Origin of the sequence: Lacrimispora xylanisolvens, assembly GCF_002934545.1 — a bacterium.
In the GTDB taxonomy this organism is placed as follows: Bacteria; Bacillota; Clostridia; order Lachnospirales; family Lachnospiraceae; genus Lacrimispora; species Lacrimispora xylanisolvens.
In genome coordinates this window covers 40,585-60,406 of record NZ_PTJA01000007.1, presented here as the reverse complement: position 1 = coordinate 60,406, position 19,822 = coordinate 40,585, and the positions used below count along the sequence as shown (strand labels likewise).

Sequence of the window (19,822 nt, the reverse complement as noted above, 5' to 3'; positions counted from 1 at the left end):
ACAATAGGTCTGACTGAATGTAAGGAGGACAGGATGAAACAACAGATCATAATTATAGGGGCTGGAGCTTCTGGTCTGGCAGCTGGCATTTCAGCAGCCAGAGAGGGAGCTTCTGTTACAATTATGGAACATACAGCCAGGCCGGGAAAGAAACTTCTTTCAACCGGTAACGGGAAGTGCAATATTACCAATCTCCAGCTTCCAAAAGATGCTTACAGGGGAAATCAGCCGGATTTTGTATTTCCGGCACTTCATACAGTTACGGTAAGCCAGACCATGGATTTTTTTAGAGAGTTGGGAATCGTGCTCACAGAACGAAATGGATATGTGTATCCCAACTCGGGACAGGCATCTACTGTTTTGGAGGCAATGCTGTTTGAACTGGAGCATCTGGGTGTCCGGATAATGACAGAATGTCCTGTAAAAGAAATCAAAAAGGATCTGACTGTGATTACGGATCATGGCAAACATAGAGGTGACAGGATTATTCTTGCAGCTGGCTCCATGGCAGCTCCCAAAACAGGATCTGATGGCAGCGGTTATAGCCTTGCCAGTAAGCTGGGGCATCATATTATAGAGCCTCTGCCTGCTCTGGTTCAGCTTCGCTGTAAGGAAAAATGGTACAAACAGGCGGCAGGAGTCCGAACGGATGCGCTTGTGACTCTTAAGATAGATGGGAAGGCCGCGGCCTCAGACAGAGGAGAGCTTCAGATCACCGATTATGGAATCTCCGGAATCCCTGTTTTCCAGATCAGCAGATATGCGGCAAGAGCCCTGAATGAAGGAAGAAAGGCTGAGGCACAGCTGGATTTTCTTCCGGAGCTTTCCCCTACTGACTTAGAGAAGCTTCTTTTAACCCGGCACAGACAATTTGGTTACAGACCGGCGGAGGAATTTTTACATGGTGTTTTAAATTCAAAACTGGCAAAGATCCTTTTAAAAGAGGCTGGTATTGGCAGAGAATCCTGGGTAAAAGAGATAACAGAGAAAGAGATTAAAAATCTGGTACACTGTATCAAGGAGTTAAAAACAATCATCGTTTCTACCAACACGTTTGACCAGGCTCAGGTATGCAGCGGAGGTGTGGATACGAGAGAGGTAGATCCTGTTACAATGGAATCGAAACTCATCAGAGGACTCTATTTTTCAGGAGAGATTCTTGATGTAGACGGCATCTGTGGAGGTTACAACTTACAGTGGGCATGGTCCAGTGGAATAACGGCTGGAAGCCATGCAGGAAGAGGATAAATAAAATATGATAAGAATTAGTCAATTAAAACTTGGAGTGAATCATACAAAAGAAGATTTACTGGTAAAGGTTTCGAAATTACTTCGGATTCCGGTAGCTGGGATGACATCTTACGAAATAATCAAACAATCGGTTGATGCCCGTAAAAAAGATGCCATTCGTTTTATCTACACCATTGACATTGAGACAAAAGATGAAGAATCAATTGTACATAGAGTGAAAGATGCCAATGTTACACTGGCAGTGAAAAAGGAATATCAGTTTCCACAGTGCGGGACAGAAGCTTTGGCAAACCGTCCTGTTATAGTGGGGTCAGGTCCTGCAGGACTGTTTTGCGCAATTATGCTGGCAAGAAGCGGATACCGTCCCCTTATTCTGGAACGGGGAGAAGATGTTGATAAGAGACAGCAATCCGTGGATGGTTTCTGGAATGGAGGATTATTAAATCCAAATAGCAACGTACAGTTTGGAGAAGGCGGAGCAGGAACTTTTTCTGACGGAAAATTAAATACTCTGGTTAAGGATCCTGTGATGCGGAACCGAAAAGTTTTAGAACTGTTTGTGGAATTCGGTGCAGACCCATCTATTTTATATGTGAACAAGCCTCATATCGGTACGGATGTACTAAGCAAAATTGTAAAAAACATGAGAGAAGAAATTATTCGTCTCGGCGGAGAGGTTCGTTTTAACAGTCTTGTTACTGACATTCTGATGAAAGACGGCAATATCTCTGGTGTAATGGTAAATGAAAGGGAAGAAATTCCAGTGGATACTTTAATTCTTGCCATCGGACACAGTGCCAGAGATACGTTTCATGTGCTGGAACGAAGAGGGGTTCCCATGGAAGCCAAAGCATTTGCTGTCGGACTCAGAATCCAGCATCCCCAGGAAGAAATTAACCGCTCCCAGTATGGGAAAGACGCTCCGGAGGTTCTTGGGGCGGGGGATTATAAACTTACCCATCAGTGCAAAAGCGGTAGAGGGATCTATACATTTTGCATGTGTCCCGGGGGATATGTGGTGAACGCTTCTTCAGAAGAAGGTCGGCTGGCTGTCAATGGAATGAGTTATCATAAGCGGGATGGCGAGAATGCAAACAGTGCTCTGATCGTTACTGTAACTCCCGATGACTTTGGCGATGACTCACCTCTTGCAGGAATTGCCTACCAGAGGAAACTGGAAGAAGCGGCTTATCAGCTGGGCAAGGGTAATATACCAATTCAGCTTTACGGAGATTTTAAGAATAATTGCAAGTCAGGCACCTTTGGAGATGTGAAACCGGCGTTGAAGGGCGGGTATGAATTCACCAATATGAGAGAAATACTTCCGGACTATATATCGGAATCAATTATAGAAGGCGTTGAGGCTTTTGAAGGAAAAATCCGGGGCTTTCGCAGAAAGGATGCCATACTGGCAGGCGTGGAAAGCAGGACTTCATCTCCGGTCAGAATTACCAGAGATGAGGCATTTGAAAGCAGGATCAGAGGAATTTACCCATGTGGGGAAGGCGCTGGCTATGCAGGCGGTATCACATCCGCCGCAATGGATGGGCTGAAAGTGGCTGAAGCCATTGCCAGCCGGTATAAAAGCTTTTCTTTCTAAATTGACGTAATTTAAAAAATGATGTAAGATATCAGATAAAAAGTAATTTAGAAAGCGGATGAAGAAGATGAATATTGAGGAACGTATTAAGCTGAAGGATAAAAATCGAATTGTAATTAAAATCGGATCTTCCTCCTTAACCCATACTCATACCGGAGACTTGAATCTGATGAAGATTGAAAAGCTCATCCGGGTAATTTGCGATTTAAAAGGTCAGGGGAAAGAAGTGGTTTTGGTTTCTTCCGGTGCAATTGCAGCAGGACGGCAGGCTCTTGGCCGCCATACAAGACCCGTTACCATATCAGAAAAGCAGGCGTTTGCAGCAGTGGGGCAGGCAAGGCTTATGATGGTGTATCAAAAGCTGTTTGCAGAATACAACCAGATAGCAGCGCAGGTACTTCTAACCAAGAATACCATGGTCAGTGAAAACAGCCGTTTTAATGCACAGAACACATTTGACGAACTTTTAAAACTGGGAACCATACCGGTTGTGAATGAGAATGATACTGTTTCAACCTCAGAGATACCCCTTGTGGATAATTTCGGTGATAATGACAGACTCTCGGCAGTGGTAGCTGCCTTAATCGGGGCAGATCTTCTCATCCTTTTATCTGATATTGACGGACTTTATTCCGACGATCCCAGGCAGAACAAAGATGCCAGGTTCATCAGCCTTGTAAGAGAAATCACACCGGAGCTGATGGATATGGGAAAATCATCATCAGGCAGTGATGTTGGCACAGGAGGAATGTCTGCAAAACTGGCGGCAGCACGGATTGCAACGGACAGTGGCTGTGATATGGTGATTGCCAACGGAGATCATGTGGAAATCATTAGCCAGATTTTAGATGGACAGGAAAAGGGAACGTTGTTTCTGGCCCACCCCAATCATGATTTTGATTTAATGACCTATATTAATTACGAGTATTAAGGAGAGCACGATGAATCAGGATAAGATCGATCGGATTAACACACTTTATCATAAATCAAAAGCAACCGGACTGTCAGAAGAAGAAAAGGCAGAACAGGCAGCTTTGAGAAAAGAATATATTGAAGCCATACGAGGCAGCTTACGGGGAAATTTAAACAATATTTCCATACAGGAAGCAGACGGCACTGTTACAGATCTGGGAAAAAAATATGGCAATGTCGGAGAAGAATGAGATTCGTAAATGGGTAAAGGAACATCGTAGTGGCCTTAATGTGTCACAGGAAGCCAGGTGGGATGATGGGATTTGCCTGAGACTTCTGGAACTTGAGGAGATTAACAGAGCTTTCTGCATATACTGCTATGCTTCCATGCGTCATGAAGCCGGTACCTGGAAATTCATGGAGCATTTATTTAAACAGGGGAAATGCGTGGCTGTTCCCAAAGTATCAGGAAAAAATATGGATTTTTATGTCATTACAGGAAAATCAGATCTGGAAGAAGGCACCATGGGGATTATGGAACCCAAGGCTGACTGTTTAAAAATCAATGATACCCAGGCGCCCATGATAGTACCGGGAATTGCTTTTGATAAAAACAAAAACCGGCTGGGGTACGGAGGCGGATATTATGACCGGTTCTTTGAAAAGGAACCGGATCATAAGAGAATCGCAATTGCTTATGATTTTCAGATATTTGACAGGATCCCTGCAGATCCTCATGATAAAACAGTAGATATGATTATTACCCCTTAAAAGAAAGGCAGGTTCTTTATGACTATAACTGAGATAGGCAGACAGGCGAAAGAAGTGACAGGAATTATAGGAATCATTGGCTCTGCAAAAAAAGAGGAAGGACTGAAAGCAGCGGCAGCCGCTTTGCTGGAAGGAGAGGCGGAGATTCTGTCTGCCAATCAGGATGATGTGATTAAGGCAACGGCGGCAGGAATGAGCCAGGGTCTCATAGACCGTCTGGAGCTGACTCCCAAGCGGATCGAAGATATGGCAGAGGGACTTTTGGCAGTGGCAGCGTTAGAGGATCCGGTGGGGGAAGTGATATCCATGAAGATGCGTCCCAACGGCCTTACCATTGGCCAGAAAAGAGTTCCTCTTGGCGTCGTTGGAATTATATATGAGGCAAGACCCAATGTGACTGCCGATGCCTTTGGACTTTGCTTCAAATCAGGCAATGCAGTGATTTTAAAAGGCGGAAGTGATGCGCTGGAGTCCAATAAAGCCATTGTAAAATGGTTAAGAACCGGGTTATCCCGTGCAGGACTGCCAGAAAATATTCTTCAGCTCATAACAGATACGGACAGAGAGAAGACAAAAGAATTCATGCGTCTTCGGGAATATGTAGATGTACTGATTCCAAGAGGCGGAGCAGGGCTTATAAAGAGCGTTGTGGATAACAGCACCATACCTGTGATTGAGACCGGTACAGGGAACTGCCATATCTTTGTAGATCAATCGGCAGACTTTGACATGGCACTGGATATTATCTTCAATGCAAAGACCCAGAGAATCGGGGTTTGCAATGCCTGTGAGTCCCTTTTGGTACACCGGGCGGTTGCGGAGCGGTTCCTGCCCCTTTTAAACCAGCGCCTTTCAACAAAATCAGTGGAGGTCAGGGCAGATCAGGAAGCATGTAAGCTTGTTAAAGACTTTGTACCTGCAACGGAAGAAGACTGGGGTACGGAGTATCTGGATTATATTGTTTCTTTAAAACTTGTTGATTCAGTAGAAGAAGCCATTTCTCATATTAACCGTTATAATACCAAGCACTCAGAAGCGATTATCACGAATGATTATAATAATGCCCAGAAGTTTTTAAATGAAATTGACGCAGCCGCTGTTTATGTAAATGCGTCGACGCGGTTTACCGATGGATATGAGTTTGGATTTGGGGCTGAGATTGGAATCAGCACTCAGAAACTTCACGCAAGAGGTCCCATGGGACTGAAAGAACTGACTACCACCAAATATATTATTTATGGAAATGGACAGATTCGTCCATAATTCTTCTGTGTCAGAAATGGCGGTTACGCTTTATTTTGATATATGCCAACAAATTGATGTTTTGAAATTAATATTAGCAATATTTTAGCATCTATGTTTTACAGCATATGGTAAAATTGTAGCTGTAATTAATCGTTGGACATAAAGGAGAACACTATGGATTTTTCACTGATTATTGGTATCATAATTGGAGCGGCAGCACTTTTAACCGGTTATTCGCTGGAACATGGAGTTATTTCATCCCTATTTTTATTAAGCCCGTTTATTATTGTTTGCGGCGGCACAGTAGGAGCTGTTGTTGCTTCTTTTTCACTTAACGATATTGCTATGGCGATGAGGGCAATGTTTAAAAGTTTCAGACATCCTCATTCAGCCAGCATGGAAAAAATGATTAGTAAGATTTCCATGATAGCAAACCGTTACAGAGCAGATGGAGTAACCTGTTTAGAGGATATCAGCCGTGATCCTGAATTAAATCAGGAAGAATATTTACTGCTGAAGGAAGGTCTGGTACTGATTCAGGAATTAAAATCTCCCGAATCGATTCAGTACACGCTGGAGTCGGATATCAGGGCATATGTTCAGCAAAAGAGCATTGAAGTCAGTGTATTTGAGGCGGCCGCAGGATATTCTCCAACCATGGGCGTAATCGGAACGGTTATGGGACTGATTATGGTTTTGGCCTCCGGTTTTGATGATCCATCGAAGCTCGCCGGATCCATCGGTACTGCGTTTATCGCCACTTTGTATGGTGTATTTCTCGCAAATATAGTATATCTTCCTATTGCAACCAAATTAAAGACACAGCTGAAACGAAAGCATATCCAGAAGGAAATGATTGTTGATGGTGTATGTATGATTGCCAACGGAAACACCTCCAGAAATATTGAAAACGAACTTGCACTTTATTTTCAGGCCTTTTCTGATGGCGGAAAACGCTATAAGCAGGGAATTGATAATTAGGACAGGGGAGGTATCAAGATGCGAAAAAGAATGATGGACACAGATGGAGAGAAAGATAACTCTGATCGTTGGCTCCTTACATATTCGGATATGATTACACTGCTTCTGGCTCTGTTTATTATTATGTATGGAATGAGTTCGGTTGATACTGTTAAGGTGAAACAGATGTCACAGGGGCTGGAACAGGTATTAAACCACACCTCACAGACAGCAGACGGAAGTACAGGCGGAACAGTAACGGGAATACAGCCGGCAGATAATCTTGAGAAAGTATATAAAGCACTGCAGAATTATATTTCCGATAATAACCTGGGGCAGATGATAGATTTAAGTTCCACTGGCTCCTCAGTAACCATCCATTTAAAGGATGCCATGCTGTTCAGTCCCAATACGGCGGTTCTTTTGCCGGAAAGCAAACCGGTTATTCAGGAAATAAGCAGCAGCCTGCAGTCAATATACACCGATATCAACCATATTACTATTACAGGAAATACGGCTGACCTGGGCAACCGAGATCCGGCTAATGAAGCGGACTCCTGGCAGCTATCGGTTGACCGAGCAGTTTCAGTTTTAAATCAGATGACAGCCATGGGGCTGGAAGCTGACAAAATGTCCATTGAGGGAAATTCTCATTACAATCCGATTGCGTCAAATGACACGGAAAGCGGAAGGGCTCAAAACCGAAGAGTGGAAATTACCATTACGGGAAGGGCGAATTGACGTGATTAAACAGAGTATTATTGTTTGACAATTTAATTATTGTATGATAAACTACCGTCAGAAGAAATGGAAGGGGTGAAAGGATGAAGAAATAATTCTTGTAAAGTAACTGCATAATAATTCAGATATTTTTATATCTTTTTTTATTGTGCCTGTTTTTGCAAGAATATTACTTCATTCTCCAGCCTTTTTTTGTGTCATGAAATAGACACCATCTGCAAAGAGAACGGCCGTGCCTGTTCTTTTTGACCGATCCGGCTGTGAGAAATATGATTCTTGCAGCTGTTTTTTATGCAGAAATTTATTTTCTGCTATATTTGGAGGGATGTCTATGTCATTGATTCAGGTTACAGATCTTTCGTTTACTTACGAAGGAAGCAGTGATCCAGTATTTGAACACGCTACGTTTCAGCTGGATACAGACTGGAAGCTTGGTTTTACAGGAAGAAACGGGCGGGGGAAGACTACATTTTTAAATCTTCTTATGAACCGGATGGAATATACAGGAAGTATTGTATCAAGCGTTACATTTGATTACTTTCCCTATGAAGTGGAGGACAAGGAAGCACAGACCCTTGATATCATCAATTCCATTCTGGGCGACTGTCCATACTGGGAGATAAAAAGAGAGCTGACAAAGCTTCAGGTTTCAGAGGATGTGCTTTACCGGTCCTACAATACACTGTCAAACGGAGAACGGACCAAGGTTTTACTGGCAGCGTTGTTTTTGCGCGAGGGCAATTTCCTTCTGATTGATGAGCCCACCAATCATTTGGACAGGGAAGGAAGGGAATTGGTCAGTCAGTATTTAAACAGCAAGAAAGGGTTTATTCTGGTATCCCACGACCGTAAGTTTTTAGATGATTCGGTAGACCATATTTTATCCATTAACCGAGCTGACATTGAGGTTCAAAAAGGCAACTTCTCCGTGTGGTACGAAAACCGCCAGAGAAAAGATCAATATGAACAGTCGGAAAATGAACGGTTAAAAAAGGATATCCGGCATCTGGAAGCAGCAGCCAGACAATCAGGAGAATGGGCGGATAAAGTAGAATCCACAAAAATAGGAAAAAAATCAATGATTCACGAAAAGTCCATTGATACAAGAGCCTATGTGGGAGAAAAGTCAAGGCGCATGCAGATGCGCAGAAAAAATCTGGAGCGCAGACAGAACCAGGCAATTGATGATAAAAAGGGTCTGTTAAAAAATATTGAGGAAGCAGAAAATTTAAAGCTGTATCCACTAAAGCATCATTCCGGAAGACTTCTTGTTTTAAAAGATATTGTTCCGTTTTACCAGGGTCCGGTGTGCGAGCCGGTCAGCCTAAGCCTTGAACAGGGACAGAGAATATCCCTTCAGGGGAAAAACGGCAGCGGAAAGACAACCATTCTTAAATTGATTCTGGGTAATAAAGCAGCGGGTGATCCCATTGATTACCAGGGGACAATTGAAACTGCAAGCGGAATGAAGATCTCCTACGTTTCCCAGGACACCTCCTTTTTAAAGGGAAGTCTGACAGAATACGGAATACAATGCTCAGTAGAGGATTCCCTGTTTAAAGCGCTTTTAAGGAAACTGGATTTTTCAAGGGAACAATTTCAAAAACCCATGGAATCATTTAGTGAAGGACAAAAGAAAAAAGTTTTAATTGCACGCAGTTTATGTGAACAGGCTCACCTTTATATATGGGACGAACCATTAAACTTTATCGATGTATACTCCAGAATTCAGATTGAAAACCTGATACTGAAATTTCAGCCGGCCATGTTGTTAGTAGAACATGATGAGTTCTTTACCCAGAATGTGGGAGCAGAGCCTGTTACGGTTCGGTCTTCTAACTAAAAAGGCTGTTGGCTGCGGGTTCAAAAAATCGGGAGAACTGTCTGGCAAAGTTGACATTTTATGGTGTTTCATGTAAAATGCTTTTGATAAAGGGTTTAAAAACAGAACGAATGAAAGGGATTTTTTCAGATGCAGATTGATATAGATCAGATAGATTTAACAGGGGAAGTACCAGTAAGAGAACCTGAAAGACAATATTATTTTATGGCAAAAGTCAGCGGGTATGTAAAACGCCGGAGTGAAGAGCTTGGACGCCCCATGACGTTTTGCACCCAGACTTTTGGCTGTCAGATGAATTCCAGAGATTCCGAAAAGCTTGAAGGGATTTTAGAAGCTGTGGGGTTTGTACAGACAGATACCGAAGAAGCGGATTTTGTTCTTTATAATACCTGTACGGTAAGAGAGAATGCCAATCTGAAGGTTTACGGAAGACTTGGAGTTTTAAACAGCCTGAAAAAGAAAAATCCTGATATGATGATCGCACTTTGCGGATGTATGATGCAGGAAGAGGATGTGGTAGAAAAGATTAAAAAGAGCTACCGGTTTGTAGACGTCATTTTTGGTACTCATAACATCTATAAGCTGGCAGAGCTTTTATACCAGCGTCTGGAAGCCAAAAAGATGGTGGTTGACATCTGGAAGGGAACAGACCAGGTGGTGGAAGATCTTCCGGCAGACAGAAAATATTCGTTTAAGTCCGGGGTTAACATCATGTTTGGCTGTGATAATTTCTGCAGCTATTGTATCGTACCTTACGTAAGAGGAAGAGAGCGCAGCCGGAGCCCCAAAGACATTATTACTGAGATCAAAGGACTTGCAGATGACGGTGTGGTAGAAATCATGCTGCTGGGACAGAATGTTAATTCCTATGGAAAAACACTGGAAGAGCCTGTCAGCTTTGCAAATCTTCTTTCCCAGGCAGATGAGGTGGAAGGTTTGGAGCGCATCCGTTTTATGACGTCCCATCCAAAGGATTTATCCGATGAACTGATTGAGACGATGAAAAATTCTAAAAAAGTATGCCGTCATATTCATCTTCCTCTCCAGTCAGGAAGCAGCCGGATCTTAAAGCTGATGAACCGGAGATATACAAAAGAAAAATATCTGGATCTTGTGGATAAAATTCGTACTGCCATGCCGGATATCTCTATTACAACCGACATTATTGTAGGGTTCCCAGGGGAAACGGAGGAAGACTTTTTAGAAACTTTAGACGTTGTGAGAAAAGTACGCTTTGACAGTGCCTTTACCTTCATCTATTCCAAACGTACCGGAACACCGGCAGCGAAAATGGAAGACCAGATACCGGATGAGGTTATAAAGGACCGGTTTGACAGATTGCTGTCCTTAGTCCAGCAGATTTCATCTGAAGTTTGCGGCAGAGAAGTTCATACGGTTCAGAAGGTTCTGGCAGAGGAAGTAAATGACCATAAAGAAGGCTATTTAACCGGACGGTTAAGCAGCAACACAACAGTCCATTTTAAAGGAGATCCTTCTCTGATCGGAAAAATAGTGGACGTATATCTTGATGAATCAAAGGGATTTTACTATATGGGAACGTTAAGACCATAAACAGAAGAAAAGAGGAAACAAAAGAGAATGGCTGGATTATCGCCAATGATGGCTCATTATTTGGAAACAAAAAAAGAATACCCAGGATGTCTTTTATTTTACAGACTGGGTGACTTTTATGAAATGTTTTTTGAAGATGCGATTACGGTATCCAGAGAGCTGGAAATAACTTTAACAGGTAAAGAATGCGGATTAGAGGAACGGGCACCTATGTGCGGCGTTCCTCATCATGCTGTAGAAACCTATTTAAACCGTCTGGTACAAAAGGGATACAAAGTCGCCATCGCCGAACAGATGGAAGATCCCAGACAGGCGAAGGGACTTGTAAAGCGGGAAGTAATCCGTGTGGTAACTCCCGGAACCATAACCAGCGCGCAGGCTCTTGATGAAACAAGAAACAATTATCTGATGGGAGTTGTTTACATCGGAGAAGCATTTGGAATTGCGGTGACCGATATCAGTACCGGTGACTTTCTGGTGACACAGGTGGAATCTGATCGGGAGCTGATTGATGAAATCAACAAATTTACACCTTCTGAGATCATTTGCAATGAAGCCTTTTATGTATCAGGCGTGGACATTGAAGATATAAAAAACCGTTATCAAACTGTTATTTCATCTCTGGATCATCATTATTTTTCCGACGAAGTCTGCAGAAAAATTTTACGTGAGCATTATCAGGTAGGCACCCTTACCGGGCTTGGGCTTGATGATTACGATATGGGTGTAATTGCAGCCGGTGCAGTGATGCAGTACATGTATGAGACCCAGAAAAGCAGCCTGTCCCATATCACGACGATCACACCTTATTCCACCGGGCAGTACATGATAATCGATACTTCTACCAGAAGAAACTTAGAGCTTCTTGAAACCCTTAGGGAAAAGCAGAAAAGGGGAAGTCTTTTATGGGTTCTTGACCGCACCAAAACGGCTATGGGAGCCAGAATGCTGCGTACCTATGTGGAACAGCCTCTGATTCATAAATCTGAGATTATCGGGCGTCAGAATGCCATTGAAGAGCTGAACATGAATTACATATCCAGAGAAGAGATTGGTGAGTATTTAAATCCCATCTATGATCTGGAACGTCTGATCGGAAGGATCAGCTATAAGACCGCAAATCCAAGAGATTTAATTGCATTTAAGAGTTCACTGGAGATGCTTCCCCATATTAAAACGCTGCTGAAGGAATTTACCAGCGAACTTCTAACTGATTTATATAACGAACTGGATCCCCTTGATGATATTAAGGATTATATCGAGCGTGCAATTATAGAAGACCCGCCTGTTTCCATTCGGGAGGGCGGAATCATTCGGGAAGGTTTTCATGAAGAGGCAGATAAGCTTCGCAGTGCAAAAACAGAAGGAAAAACCTGGCTGGCAGATTTAGAGGCAAAAGAAAAAGAAAAAAGCGGCATCAAGAATCTGAAAGTAAAATATAACAAAGTATTTGGTTACTATTTTGAAGTGACCAATTCCTTTAAGGATCTTGTGCCGGATTATTTTATCAGAAAGCAGACGCTGGCCAATGCAGAGCGTTATACCACCAATGAGCTGAAGGAACTGGAAGACATCATACTGGGGGCTGAAGATAAGCTTTTTTCCTTGGAATATGACCTGTTTTGTGAAGTCCGTGATACCATTGCTTCCAAGGTACTGAGAATTCAAAAAAGCGCCAGAGCCATTGCAGGCATTGATGTGCTGGTTTCCTTATCCTCTGTTGCGACGAGAAACAATTATGTAAAACCCCAGATTAATGAAAAAGGTATCATTGATATTAAAAACGGACGTCATCCGGTGGTAGAAAAGATGCTTCGGGACGATATGTTTGTATCCAATGACGTTTATCTGGACAACGGCAAAAACAGGCTGTCCATTATAACCGGTCCTAACATGGCAGGAAAATCAACTTACATGAGGCAGACGGCTTTGATTGTACTGATGGCTCAGATTGGCTGTTTTGTCCCTGCCGATGAAGCGAACATAGGAATCTGTGACCGGATCTTTACCAGGGTGGGAGCTTCTGATGATCTGGCCTCCGGTCAGAGTACCTTTATGGTGGAGATGACAGAGGTTGCCAATATTCTTAGAAATGCCACTAAAAACAGTCTGATTGTTCTGGATGAGATTGGAAGAGGAACCAGTACGTTCGACGGTCTGAGTATTGCATGGGCGGTAGTGGAGCATATCAGCAACCAAAAGCTTCTTGGTGCAAAGACGCTGTTTGCCACTCATTATCATGAACTTACCGAATTGGAAGGAACCATGAGCGGGGTCAATAACTATTGCATCGCTGTGAAAGAACAGGGCGATGACATTGTTTTCCTAAGAAAAATTATTAAAGGCGGAGCCGACAAAAGCTATGGAATCCAGGTTGCGAAGCTGGCTGGAGTTCCCGATACTGTCATAATCAGAGCAAAGGAACTGCTTGCAGAGTTAAGCGATGCGGATATTACGGCAAAAGCGAAAGAAATTGCGGAAGCAAATGGGGGCATAACCCAGCGAAAGGCTGTTCCAAAGCCGGATGAAGTGGATTTACAGCAGATGTCACTGTTTGATACGGTAAAGGATGACGATATTATCCGGGAATTAGGGGAACTTGAGCTGGGCAATATGACACCCATAGATGCCCTGAATACGTTATACCGTCTGCAGACCAAATTAAAAAATCGCTGGCAATAGAAAAAAAAGGAGCAGGTGCCATGGCAAATATAACCGTACTGGATCAAAATACGATTAATAAAATAGCAGCAGGAGAAGTGGTTGAGCGCCCTGCTTCTGTGGTAAAGGAGCTTTTGGAGAACGCAATTGATGCAAAGGCAACGGCTGTTACGGTGGAAATCAAAGAAGGGGGAACCACATTTATCCGTGTGACGGATAATGGCTGCGGTATCCCAAAGGAAGAGGTTTCCCTTGCTTTCCTGCGCCATTCTACCAGTAAGATTAAATCCGTTGAGGATCTGTTTACCGTATCGTCCTTAGGCTTTCGGGGTGAGGCTCTTGCCAGTATCGCCTCTGTTTCCCAGGTGGAAATTATTACGAAAACCAGTGTGGGATTAACCGGAACCAGATATCAGATTGAAGGCGGTATTGAACGCTCTATCGAAGAAATCGGAGCGCCTGAGGGAACCACCTTCATTGCCAGAAACTTGTTTTTTAATACTCCGGCAAGAAAAAAGTTTTTAAAAACTCCGGTTACGGAAGGTGCTCATGTGGCTGATCTGGTAGAAAAGCTGGCATTATCCCACCCGGAGGTATCCATACGTTTCATACAGAACAATCAGAACAAGCTTCACACCTCCGGCAACCATAATCTGAAAGATATTATATATACGGTATTTGGCAGAGAGATAGCCTCTAACCTTTTAGAAGTTTCCGTAAAAAAAGGAGAGGTTACCGTCCATGGTTTTATCGGAAAACCGGTGATTGCCAGAGGCAACCGCAATTATGAAAATTATTTTATCAATGGAAGATTTATAAAAAGCAGTATTATATCACGGGCAATTGAAGAAGCTTACCGGCCGTTTATGATGCAGCACAAGTATCCATTTACCATGCTTCATTTTACCATAGAACCGGAACTGCTTGATGTGAATGTTCACCCCACCAAAATGGAACTTCGTTTTCGCGACGGAGAGATGATTTACCATATGGTTTATCAGGCGGTGGCCAATGCTCTTGCCCATAAAGAATTGATACCGGAGGTCAGCCTGGCTAAAAAAGGGGAAGAAACCAAAGAGGCAATGCCTGGAAAGAAGTTTCAGCCCACACCGGAGCCTTTTGAAAATCAGAGGCTGATGGCGTTAAACCAGACAGCTGCTTCTCAGGAAAAAAAGCTTTCTGACGGAACTCCTTTTCCAAAACGACTGGTTCCTCCCCAGCCTGAAGCTGTGAAAGAAGCAAATACGCTGGAAGAAAACTGGCTTGCGCCACCGGCTTCCGTGTCAGAAGAAATCCGTTCTGTGAGCCAGCCGGAGTCTGTGAAGCAGAGTGAAATGATACATGATTCACAACAGGAGCAAAAGCAGGAACAAAAGCAGGAACAAAAAGCAGAACAGCTGGATTTATTTGACGGTAAGCTATTGGAAGCAGAGTCCCGCAAAAAGCATAAATTAATCGGTCAGGTATTTGATACTTACTGGCTGGTGGAATTTTCTGACCAGCTTTATATTATTGATCAGCATGCAGCCCATGAAAAGGTTTTATATGAGAAAACCATGGCAACACTTAAAACCAGGGAATATACTTCCCAGGTGATTAATCCTCCCATTATTCTGACCTTAAACCGGAATGAAGAACTTCTCCTGAACCGGCATTTATCCGTTTTTACAGATATGGGTTTTGAGATCGAACCGTTTGGCGGGAGAGAATTTGCAGTAAGAGGGGTACCTGCCAATCTTTTTTCCATTGCAAAAAAAGAACTTCTGATTGAAATGATTGACGGTTTGTCCGATGATATGTCATTTAATAATCCGGGTATTATATATGAAAAGGTGGCTTCCATGTCCTGCAAAGCGGCAGTAAAGGGAGGAAATTCTCTTTCAGCAGCAGAAGCCAATGAACTGATTGACCAGCTTCTGAAACTGGAAAATCCCTACGCCTGCCCCCATGGGAGACCCACCATCATTTCCATGAGCAAATATGAACTAGAAAAGAAATTTAAGAGGATTGTCTGATGAAACCATTAATTATAATTACCGGTCCTACCGCTGCAGGAAAGACTGACTTGTCTGTTCGTCTTGCACGGGCAATCGGAGGGGAGATTATCAGTGCAGACTCCATGCAGGTTTACCGCCATATGGACATTGGATCTGCCAAGATCACAGAAGAAGAGAAAAAAGGGGTTCCCCATTATTTAATTGACGTCCTAAATCCAGATGAAGAATTTAATGTTGCAGTTTTTCAGAAAATGGCCAAGGATGCAGTGAATACAATTTACTCTCATGGAAATATTCCTATTGTGACAGGCGGTACCGGCTTCTACATTCAGGCACTTCTTTACGATATTGATTTTACCGATAACGGGGAAGACTCCTCCATTCGGGAGGAACTGGAACTGTTGGGAAACGAAAAAGGCGGCGAATACTTGCATGAACTGCTACAAAAGCTGGATCCCGATGCTGCAGGGGAAATTCATCCCAACAACAGGAAGCGGGTAATCCGGGCTATTGAGTTTTTCCGGCAGACAGGAGAAAAGATTTCAGAACATAACCGCAGGGAGAGGGAAAAAGCTTCCCCCTACGATTTCCTTTATTATACTGTAAACATGGACCGGGAGACTTTGTATCAGAGAATTGACCGGCGGGTGGATTTAATGATGGAACAGGGGCTGGTTGAAGAAGTAAAAAGGCTGAAAAAGATGGGCTGTACCAGAAATATGGTGTCCATGCAGGGACTGGGATATAAGGAAATACTGGATTATCTTCAGGGAGACTGTACCCTTGAGGAGGCGGTTTATATTCTGAAACGGGATACCAGACATTTTGCCAAACGGCAGATCACCTGGTTTAAACGGGAACGGGATGTCAGGGATTTATACCTGCCTGAATTTGACTATGACTTAGAACAGGTGTTAAAAAAGATTGTGCTGGACACAAATGAGATCATTGGATTGGAGAACGATTAGATCATGGAAATTGACAGTATATATGGGGAGCTTGGGATCAGCCGGAATGTGCTGGATTTTGGAACAAAAATTGAAGAAAAATTAAAAGCCAGATTTGAAGAGATTGATAAAAATGCAGAATTTAATCAGATGAAGGTTATTAAGGCCATGCAGGAAAACCGGGTCAGTGACATTCATTTTGCTGCAACGACTGGTTACGGTTACAATGATCTGGGCAGGGATACGCTGGAAGCGGTTTACGCCAGTGTTTTTCATACGGAAAGTGCACTGGTAAGACCGAATTTAATCAGCGGAACTCATGCACTTTCTATTGCATTATCCGGAAACCTTCGTCCCGGAGACGAATTGTTATCACCTGCCGGAAAGCCCTATGATACTCTGGAGGAAGTGATTGGAATCAGGGAGAGTACTGGTTCTCTGAAAGAATACGGCGTCGTATACCGTCAGGTAGACCTTCTTCCTGACGGAACCTTTGATTATGAATCCATAGGAAAAGCGATTAACGAAAAAACACGTCTGGTTACCATCCAGCGTTCCAAAGGATATGATACCCGTCCCACATTTTCCGTTTCGCAAATCGGCGAGCTGATTGCATTTGTTAAAAAAATCAAGCCGGAAGTCATCTGTATGGTAGATAACTGCTATGGTGAGTTTGTAGAGCGCATAGAACCTTCTGATGTGGGGGCCGATATGATCGTTGGATCCCTGATTAAAAATCCCGGAGGCGGTCTTGCTCCCATAGGTGGTTATATTGCAGGAAGAACCGACTGTATTGACCGTGCGTCTTATCGTCTGACTGCACCCGGACTTGGAAAGGAAGTTGGAGCCAGCCTTGGGCTGAATCAGTCATTCTATCAGGGACTGTTTCTTTCTCCTACCGTAGTCGCAGGCGCCTTAAAGGGAGCTGTTTTTGCAGCCAATGTGTATGAGAGCCTGGGCTTTCCGGTTGTACCTGACGGCAGCCAGTCACGCCATGATATTATACAGGCAGTCACCTTTGGAAATCCGGAAGGCGTAATCGCTTTCTGCCAGGGAATCCAGGCTGCAGCACCGGTGGACAGCTTCGTTACTCCGGAGCCATGGGATATGCCCGGATACGATGCCCCTGTCATTATGGCAGCCGGGGCTTTTGTACAGGGATCCTCCATCGAATTAAGTGCGGATGCTCCAATTAAACCTCCATATGCAGTGTATTTTCAGGGTGGTCTTACCTGGTATCACGCAAAGCTTGGAATACTGATGTCACTCCAGAAGCTTCTTGATGCAGGTTCGATTGTATTGTAAAAAGGGGTGTACACAGCTGTAAAATTATGCTAAAATATTTTGACAGGTATGGGCAATCCTGCCAGGAAACAAAAAGGAGTATCATAACAGATGAGAGGTAAAAACTACTGGGTAATGCTTCTTCTTATGCTTGCCGGTGTCGTGCTTGGCGGCTTTGTCGGAGATTTAACTAAGACAATCCCATGGCTTTCCTGGCTGAATGCTGGTCAGTCATTTGGGTTTGATGCTCCGTTAATTGTTAATTTTGGTGTTCTGGTCATAACCTTCGGCATTAACATTAAAATTACCATGGGCGGCATTATTGGAATGGCTGCAGCTCTGGTAACATATCGATTGATTTAATTCTACATATGTCTGTTGCGTACCTGGAGAGTAACCGTAGGAGGCATATGGAACGTATAACGATGAAAGACATCCCAAAGGATGAAAGACCCTGTGAAAAGTGTCTGAGAGAAGGACCGGAAGGTTTAAGTGATGCAGAACTTCTGTCCATTATTATCCGGACAGGTTCCAGAGAGGATAACTCTCTTGAATTGGCACAAAAGATACTGGCCTTAAACTATCCCAGGGAGGGTATTTTAGGGCTTTTGCATCTTTCCATGCAGGAACTGATGCAGGTTAAGGGAATCGGCCGTGTAAAAGGCGCCCAGTTATTATGCATTGGGGAATTGTCCAAACGTATCTGGAAGCGGACGGCCAGTTTAAAAGGAACCGATTTTCATCATCCGCAGGATATTGTAAATTATTTTGTGGAGGATATGCGCCACAGAGAACAGGAGCTGGTTTTTGTCATGCTCTTAAATACAAAAGGTGCCCTTATTAAGGACATTATGATCTCTCAGGGAACAGTGAACACATCCGTTGTTTCTCCCAGAGAGATTTTCATTGAGGCGGTTAAGTATCATGCAGTCAGCCTGGTTCTGGTTCACAATCATCCAAGCGGAGATCCGGCACCCAGCAGAGAGGATCTTTCTATTACCCGCAGGGTGAAGGAAGCAGGAGATTTAATTGGTATCAGACTGTTAGATCATATTATTATAGGAGATAATTCCTATATCAGTTTAAAAGAACGGGGAATCGTATAGATGGAACCAAAACGCAGTAAATATATTCTGATTGCATTAACAGTTTTTTGTGTCCTGCTCATCGGACTGACATCCGTTCATGATGAGTGGCTTACGCCCCTGCGAACAGGGGTGGGATATGTTCTCATTCCCGTACAGTCCGGAGTTAATTCAGTGGGGTCGGCTATTTATGATGAGTTCAGGGATTATTCCAAACTCAGGAATGCAATGATTGAGAATAAAGATATGAAAGATCTGATCAACCAGCTGACCGAGGAAAACACCAGGCTGCAGTCAGAGGAATTTGAATTAAAACGATTAAGAGAACTTTACAGTCTGGATCAGCAATATGGCCAGTATACAAAAGTAGGCGCCAGAGTCATCGCCAACGATTCAAGCAACTGGTTTAAAGTGTTTCGAATTGACAAGGGTTCAAAGGACGGGATTGCCACAGATATGAATGTGGTGGCAGGCGGCGGTCTTGTGGGCATTGTTACCGATGTAGGTGCTAATTATGCTACGGTACGGTCCATTATCGATGACTCCAGCCGGGTCAGCGGTATGGCCATGCAGTCTGGTGACAGCTGCATCGTTGCCGGTGATTTAACCCTGTTTAAAGATGGCAGGTTAAGAATTACCAACGTATTAAAAGACAGCGATTTAAAAGACGGAGATAAGATTGTAACCTCCAATATCAGTTCTGTGTATTTACCTGGAATTTTAGTGGGATATGCTTCCGATATCACCAACGATACCAACAATGTGACTAAATCCGGTTATTTAATTCCTGCCGCAGAGTTTGGCAGCCTTCAGGAGGTACTTGTAATAACCCAGCTGAAAGCTGATATGATGAAGGAAGGGGAATCTGCTCCGGCTGCAGAAGGAGGAGACACTGCAGAAACCACAGCCCAGTCAACCCAGGCTGCAGAGAGTGAAAGCGCTTCCCAATAGTG

General features: G+C 43.5%; 17 protein-coding genes. All 17 read left to right on the top strand.

From position 1 onward, the window contains the following. Window positions 1–33: 33 nt before the first annotated feature. The gene (locus BXY41_RS13910) at window positions 34–1,248 is read left to right on the top strand and encodes a BaiN/RdsA family NAD(P)/FAD-dependent oxidoreductase (protein ID WP_104437469.1); all 1,215 of its coding nucleotides are present in this window, start codon (window positions 34–36) and stop codon (window positions 1,246–1,248) included. A gap of 7 nt (window positions 1,249–1,255) precedes the next feature. Beyond that, entirely contained in the window at window positions 1,256–2,851 is a 1,596-nt protein-coding gene (locus BXY41_RS13905; protein WP_104437468.1) for an NAD(P)/FAD-dependent oxidoreductase, read from the top strand. A gap of 67 nt (window positions 2,852–2,918) precedes the next feature. Next, window positions 2,919–3,782, top strand: a complete 864-nt coding sequence (gene proB, locus BXY41_RS13900) for a glutamate 5-kinase (RefSeq protein ID WP_104437467.1) — start codon at window positions 2,919–2,921, stop codon at window positions 3,780–3,782. Between the two features lie 10 nt (window positions 3,783–3,792). Then, a complete protein-coding gene (locus tag BXY41_RS13895; protein ID WP_104437466.1) occupies window positions 3,793–4,014 on the top strand; it encodes a DUF896 domain-containing protein in 222 nt (73 codons plus the stop codon). Next, on the top strand, window positions 3,992–4,534 hold the full coding sequence (locus BXY41_RS13890) for a 5-formyltetrahydrofolate cyclo-ligase (RefSeq protein WP_104437465.1): 543 nt from the start codon (window positions 3,992–3,994) through the stop codon (window positions 4,532–4,534). Before BXY41_RS13895 ends, BXY41_RS13890 begins: the two co-directional genes overlap by 23 nt. Window positions 4,535–4,552: 18 nt before the next feature. Continuing rightward, window positions 4,553–5,797, top strand: coding sequence for a glutamate-5-semialdehyde dehydrogenase (locus BXY41_RS13885; protein WP_104437464.1), 1,245 nt, complete (start codon window positions 4,553–4,555; stop codon window positions 5,795–5,797). Window positions 5,798–5,953: 156 nt separating this feature from the next. After that, window positions 5,954–6,760, top strand: a complete 807-nt coding sequence (locus BXY41_RS13880; protein ID WP_104437463.1) for a motility protein A — start codon at window positions 5,954–5,956, stop codon at window positions 6,758–6,760. A gap of 18 nt (window positions 6,761–6,778) precedes the next feature. Next, window positions 6,779–7,480 carry an OmpA/MotB family protein gene (locus tag BXY41_RS13875; RefSeq protein WP_104437462.1) on the top strand — a complete coding sequence of 234 codons (702 nt, stop codon included), beginning with the start codon at window positions 6,779–6,781 and terminating at the stop codon, window positions 7,478–7,480. A 331-nt stretch (window positions 7,481–7,811) separates the two neighbouring features. Beyond that, on the top strand, window positions 7,812–9,323 hold the full coding sequence (abc-f, locus tag BXY41_RS13870; RefSeq protein WP_104437461.1) for a ribosomal protection-like ABC-F family protein: 1,512 nt from the start codon (window positions 7,812–7,814) through the stop codon (window positions 9,321–9,323). Between the two features lie 129 nt (window positions 9,324–9,452). After that, a complete protein-coding gene (gene miaB / locus BXY41_RS13865) occupies window positions 9,453–10,895 on the top strand; it encodes a tRNA (N6-isopentenyl adenosine(37)-C2)-methylthiotransferase MiaB (RefSeq protein ID WP_104437460.1) in 1,443 nt (480 codons plus the stop codon). Window positions 10,896–10,922: 27 nt separating this feature from the next. Further along, window positions 10,923–13,577 (top strand): DNA mismatch repair protein MutS, encoded by a 2,655-nt coding sequence (gene mutS, locus BXY41_RS13860; protein WP_104437459.1) that lies wholly within the window; start codon window positions 10,923–10,925, stop codon window positions 13,575–13,577. A gap of 20 nt (window positions 13,578–13,597) precedes the next feature. Continuing rightward, window positions 13,598–15,571, top strand: a complete 1,974-nt coding sequence (gene mutL / locus BXY41_RS13855; RefSeq protein ID WP_104437458.1) for a DNA mismatch repair endonuclease MutL — start codon at window positions 13,598–13,600, stop codon at window positions 15,569–15,571. Beyond that, the gene (gene miaA / locus BXY41_RS13850) at window positions 15,568–16,521 is read left to right on the top strand and encodes a tRNA (adenosine(37)-N6)-dimethylallyltransferase MiaA (protein ID WP_185140364.1); all 954 of its coding nucleotides are present in this window, start codon (window positions 15,568–15,570) and stop codon (window positions 16,519–16,521) included. The genes mutL and miaA overlap by 4 nt, the downstream gene beginning before the upstream one ends. A gap of 3 nt (window positions 16,522–16,524) precedes the next feature. Continuing rightward, window positions 16,525–17,805 (top strand): methionine gamma-lyase family protein, encoded by a 1,281-nt coding sequence (locus BXY41_RS13845; RefSeq protein ID WP_104437456.1) that lies wholly within the window; start codon window positions 16,525–16,527, stop codon window positions 17,803–17,805. 90 nt (window positions 17,806–17,895) lie between these two features. Continuing rightward, the gene (locus BXY41_RS13840) at window positions 17,896–18,147 is read left to right on the top strand and encodes a DUF4321 domain-containing protein (protein WP_104437455.1); all 252 of its coding nucleotides are present in this window, start codon (window positions 17,896–17,898) and stop codon (window positions 18,145–18,147) included. Window positions 18,148–18,194: 47 nt separating this feature from the next. Next, window positions 18,195–18,890, top strand: coding sequence for a RadC family protein (gene radC, locus BXY41_RS13835; protein WP_104437454.1), 696 nt, complete (start codon window positions 18,195–18,197; stop codon window positions 18,888–18,890). Next, window positions 18,891–19,820, top strand: coding sequence for a rod shape-determining protein MreC (mreC, locus tag BXY41_RS13830; RefSeq protein ID WP_104437453.1), 930 nt, complete (start codon window positions 18,891–18,893; stop codon window positions 19,818–19,820). Window positions 19,821–19,822 lie beyond the last annotated feature (2 nt).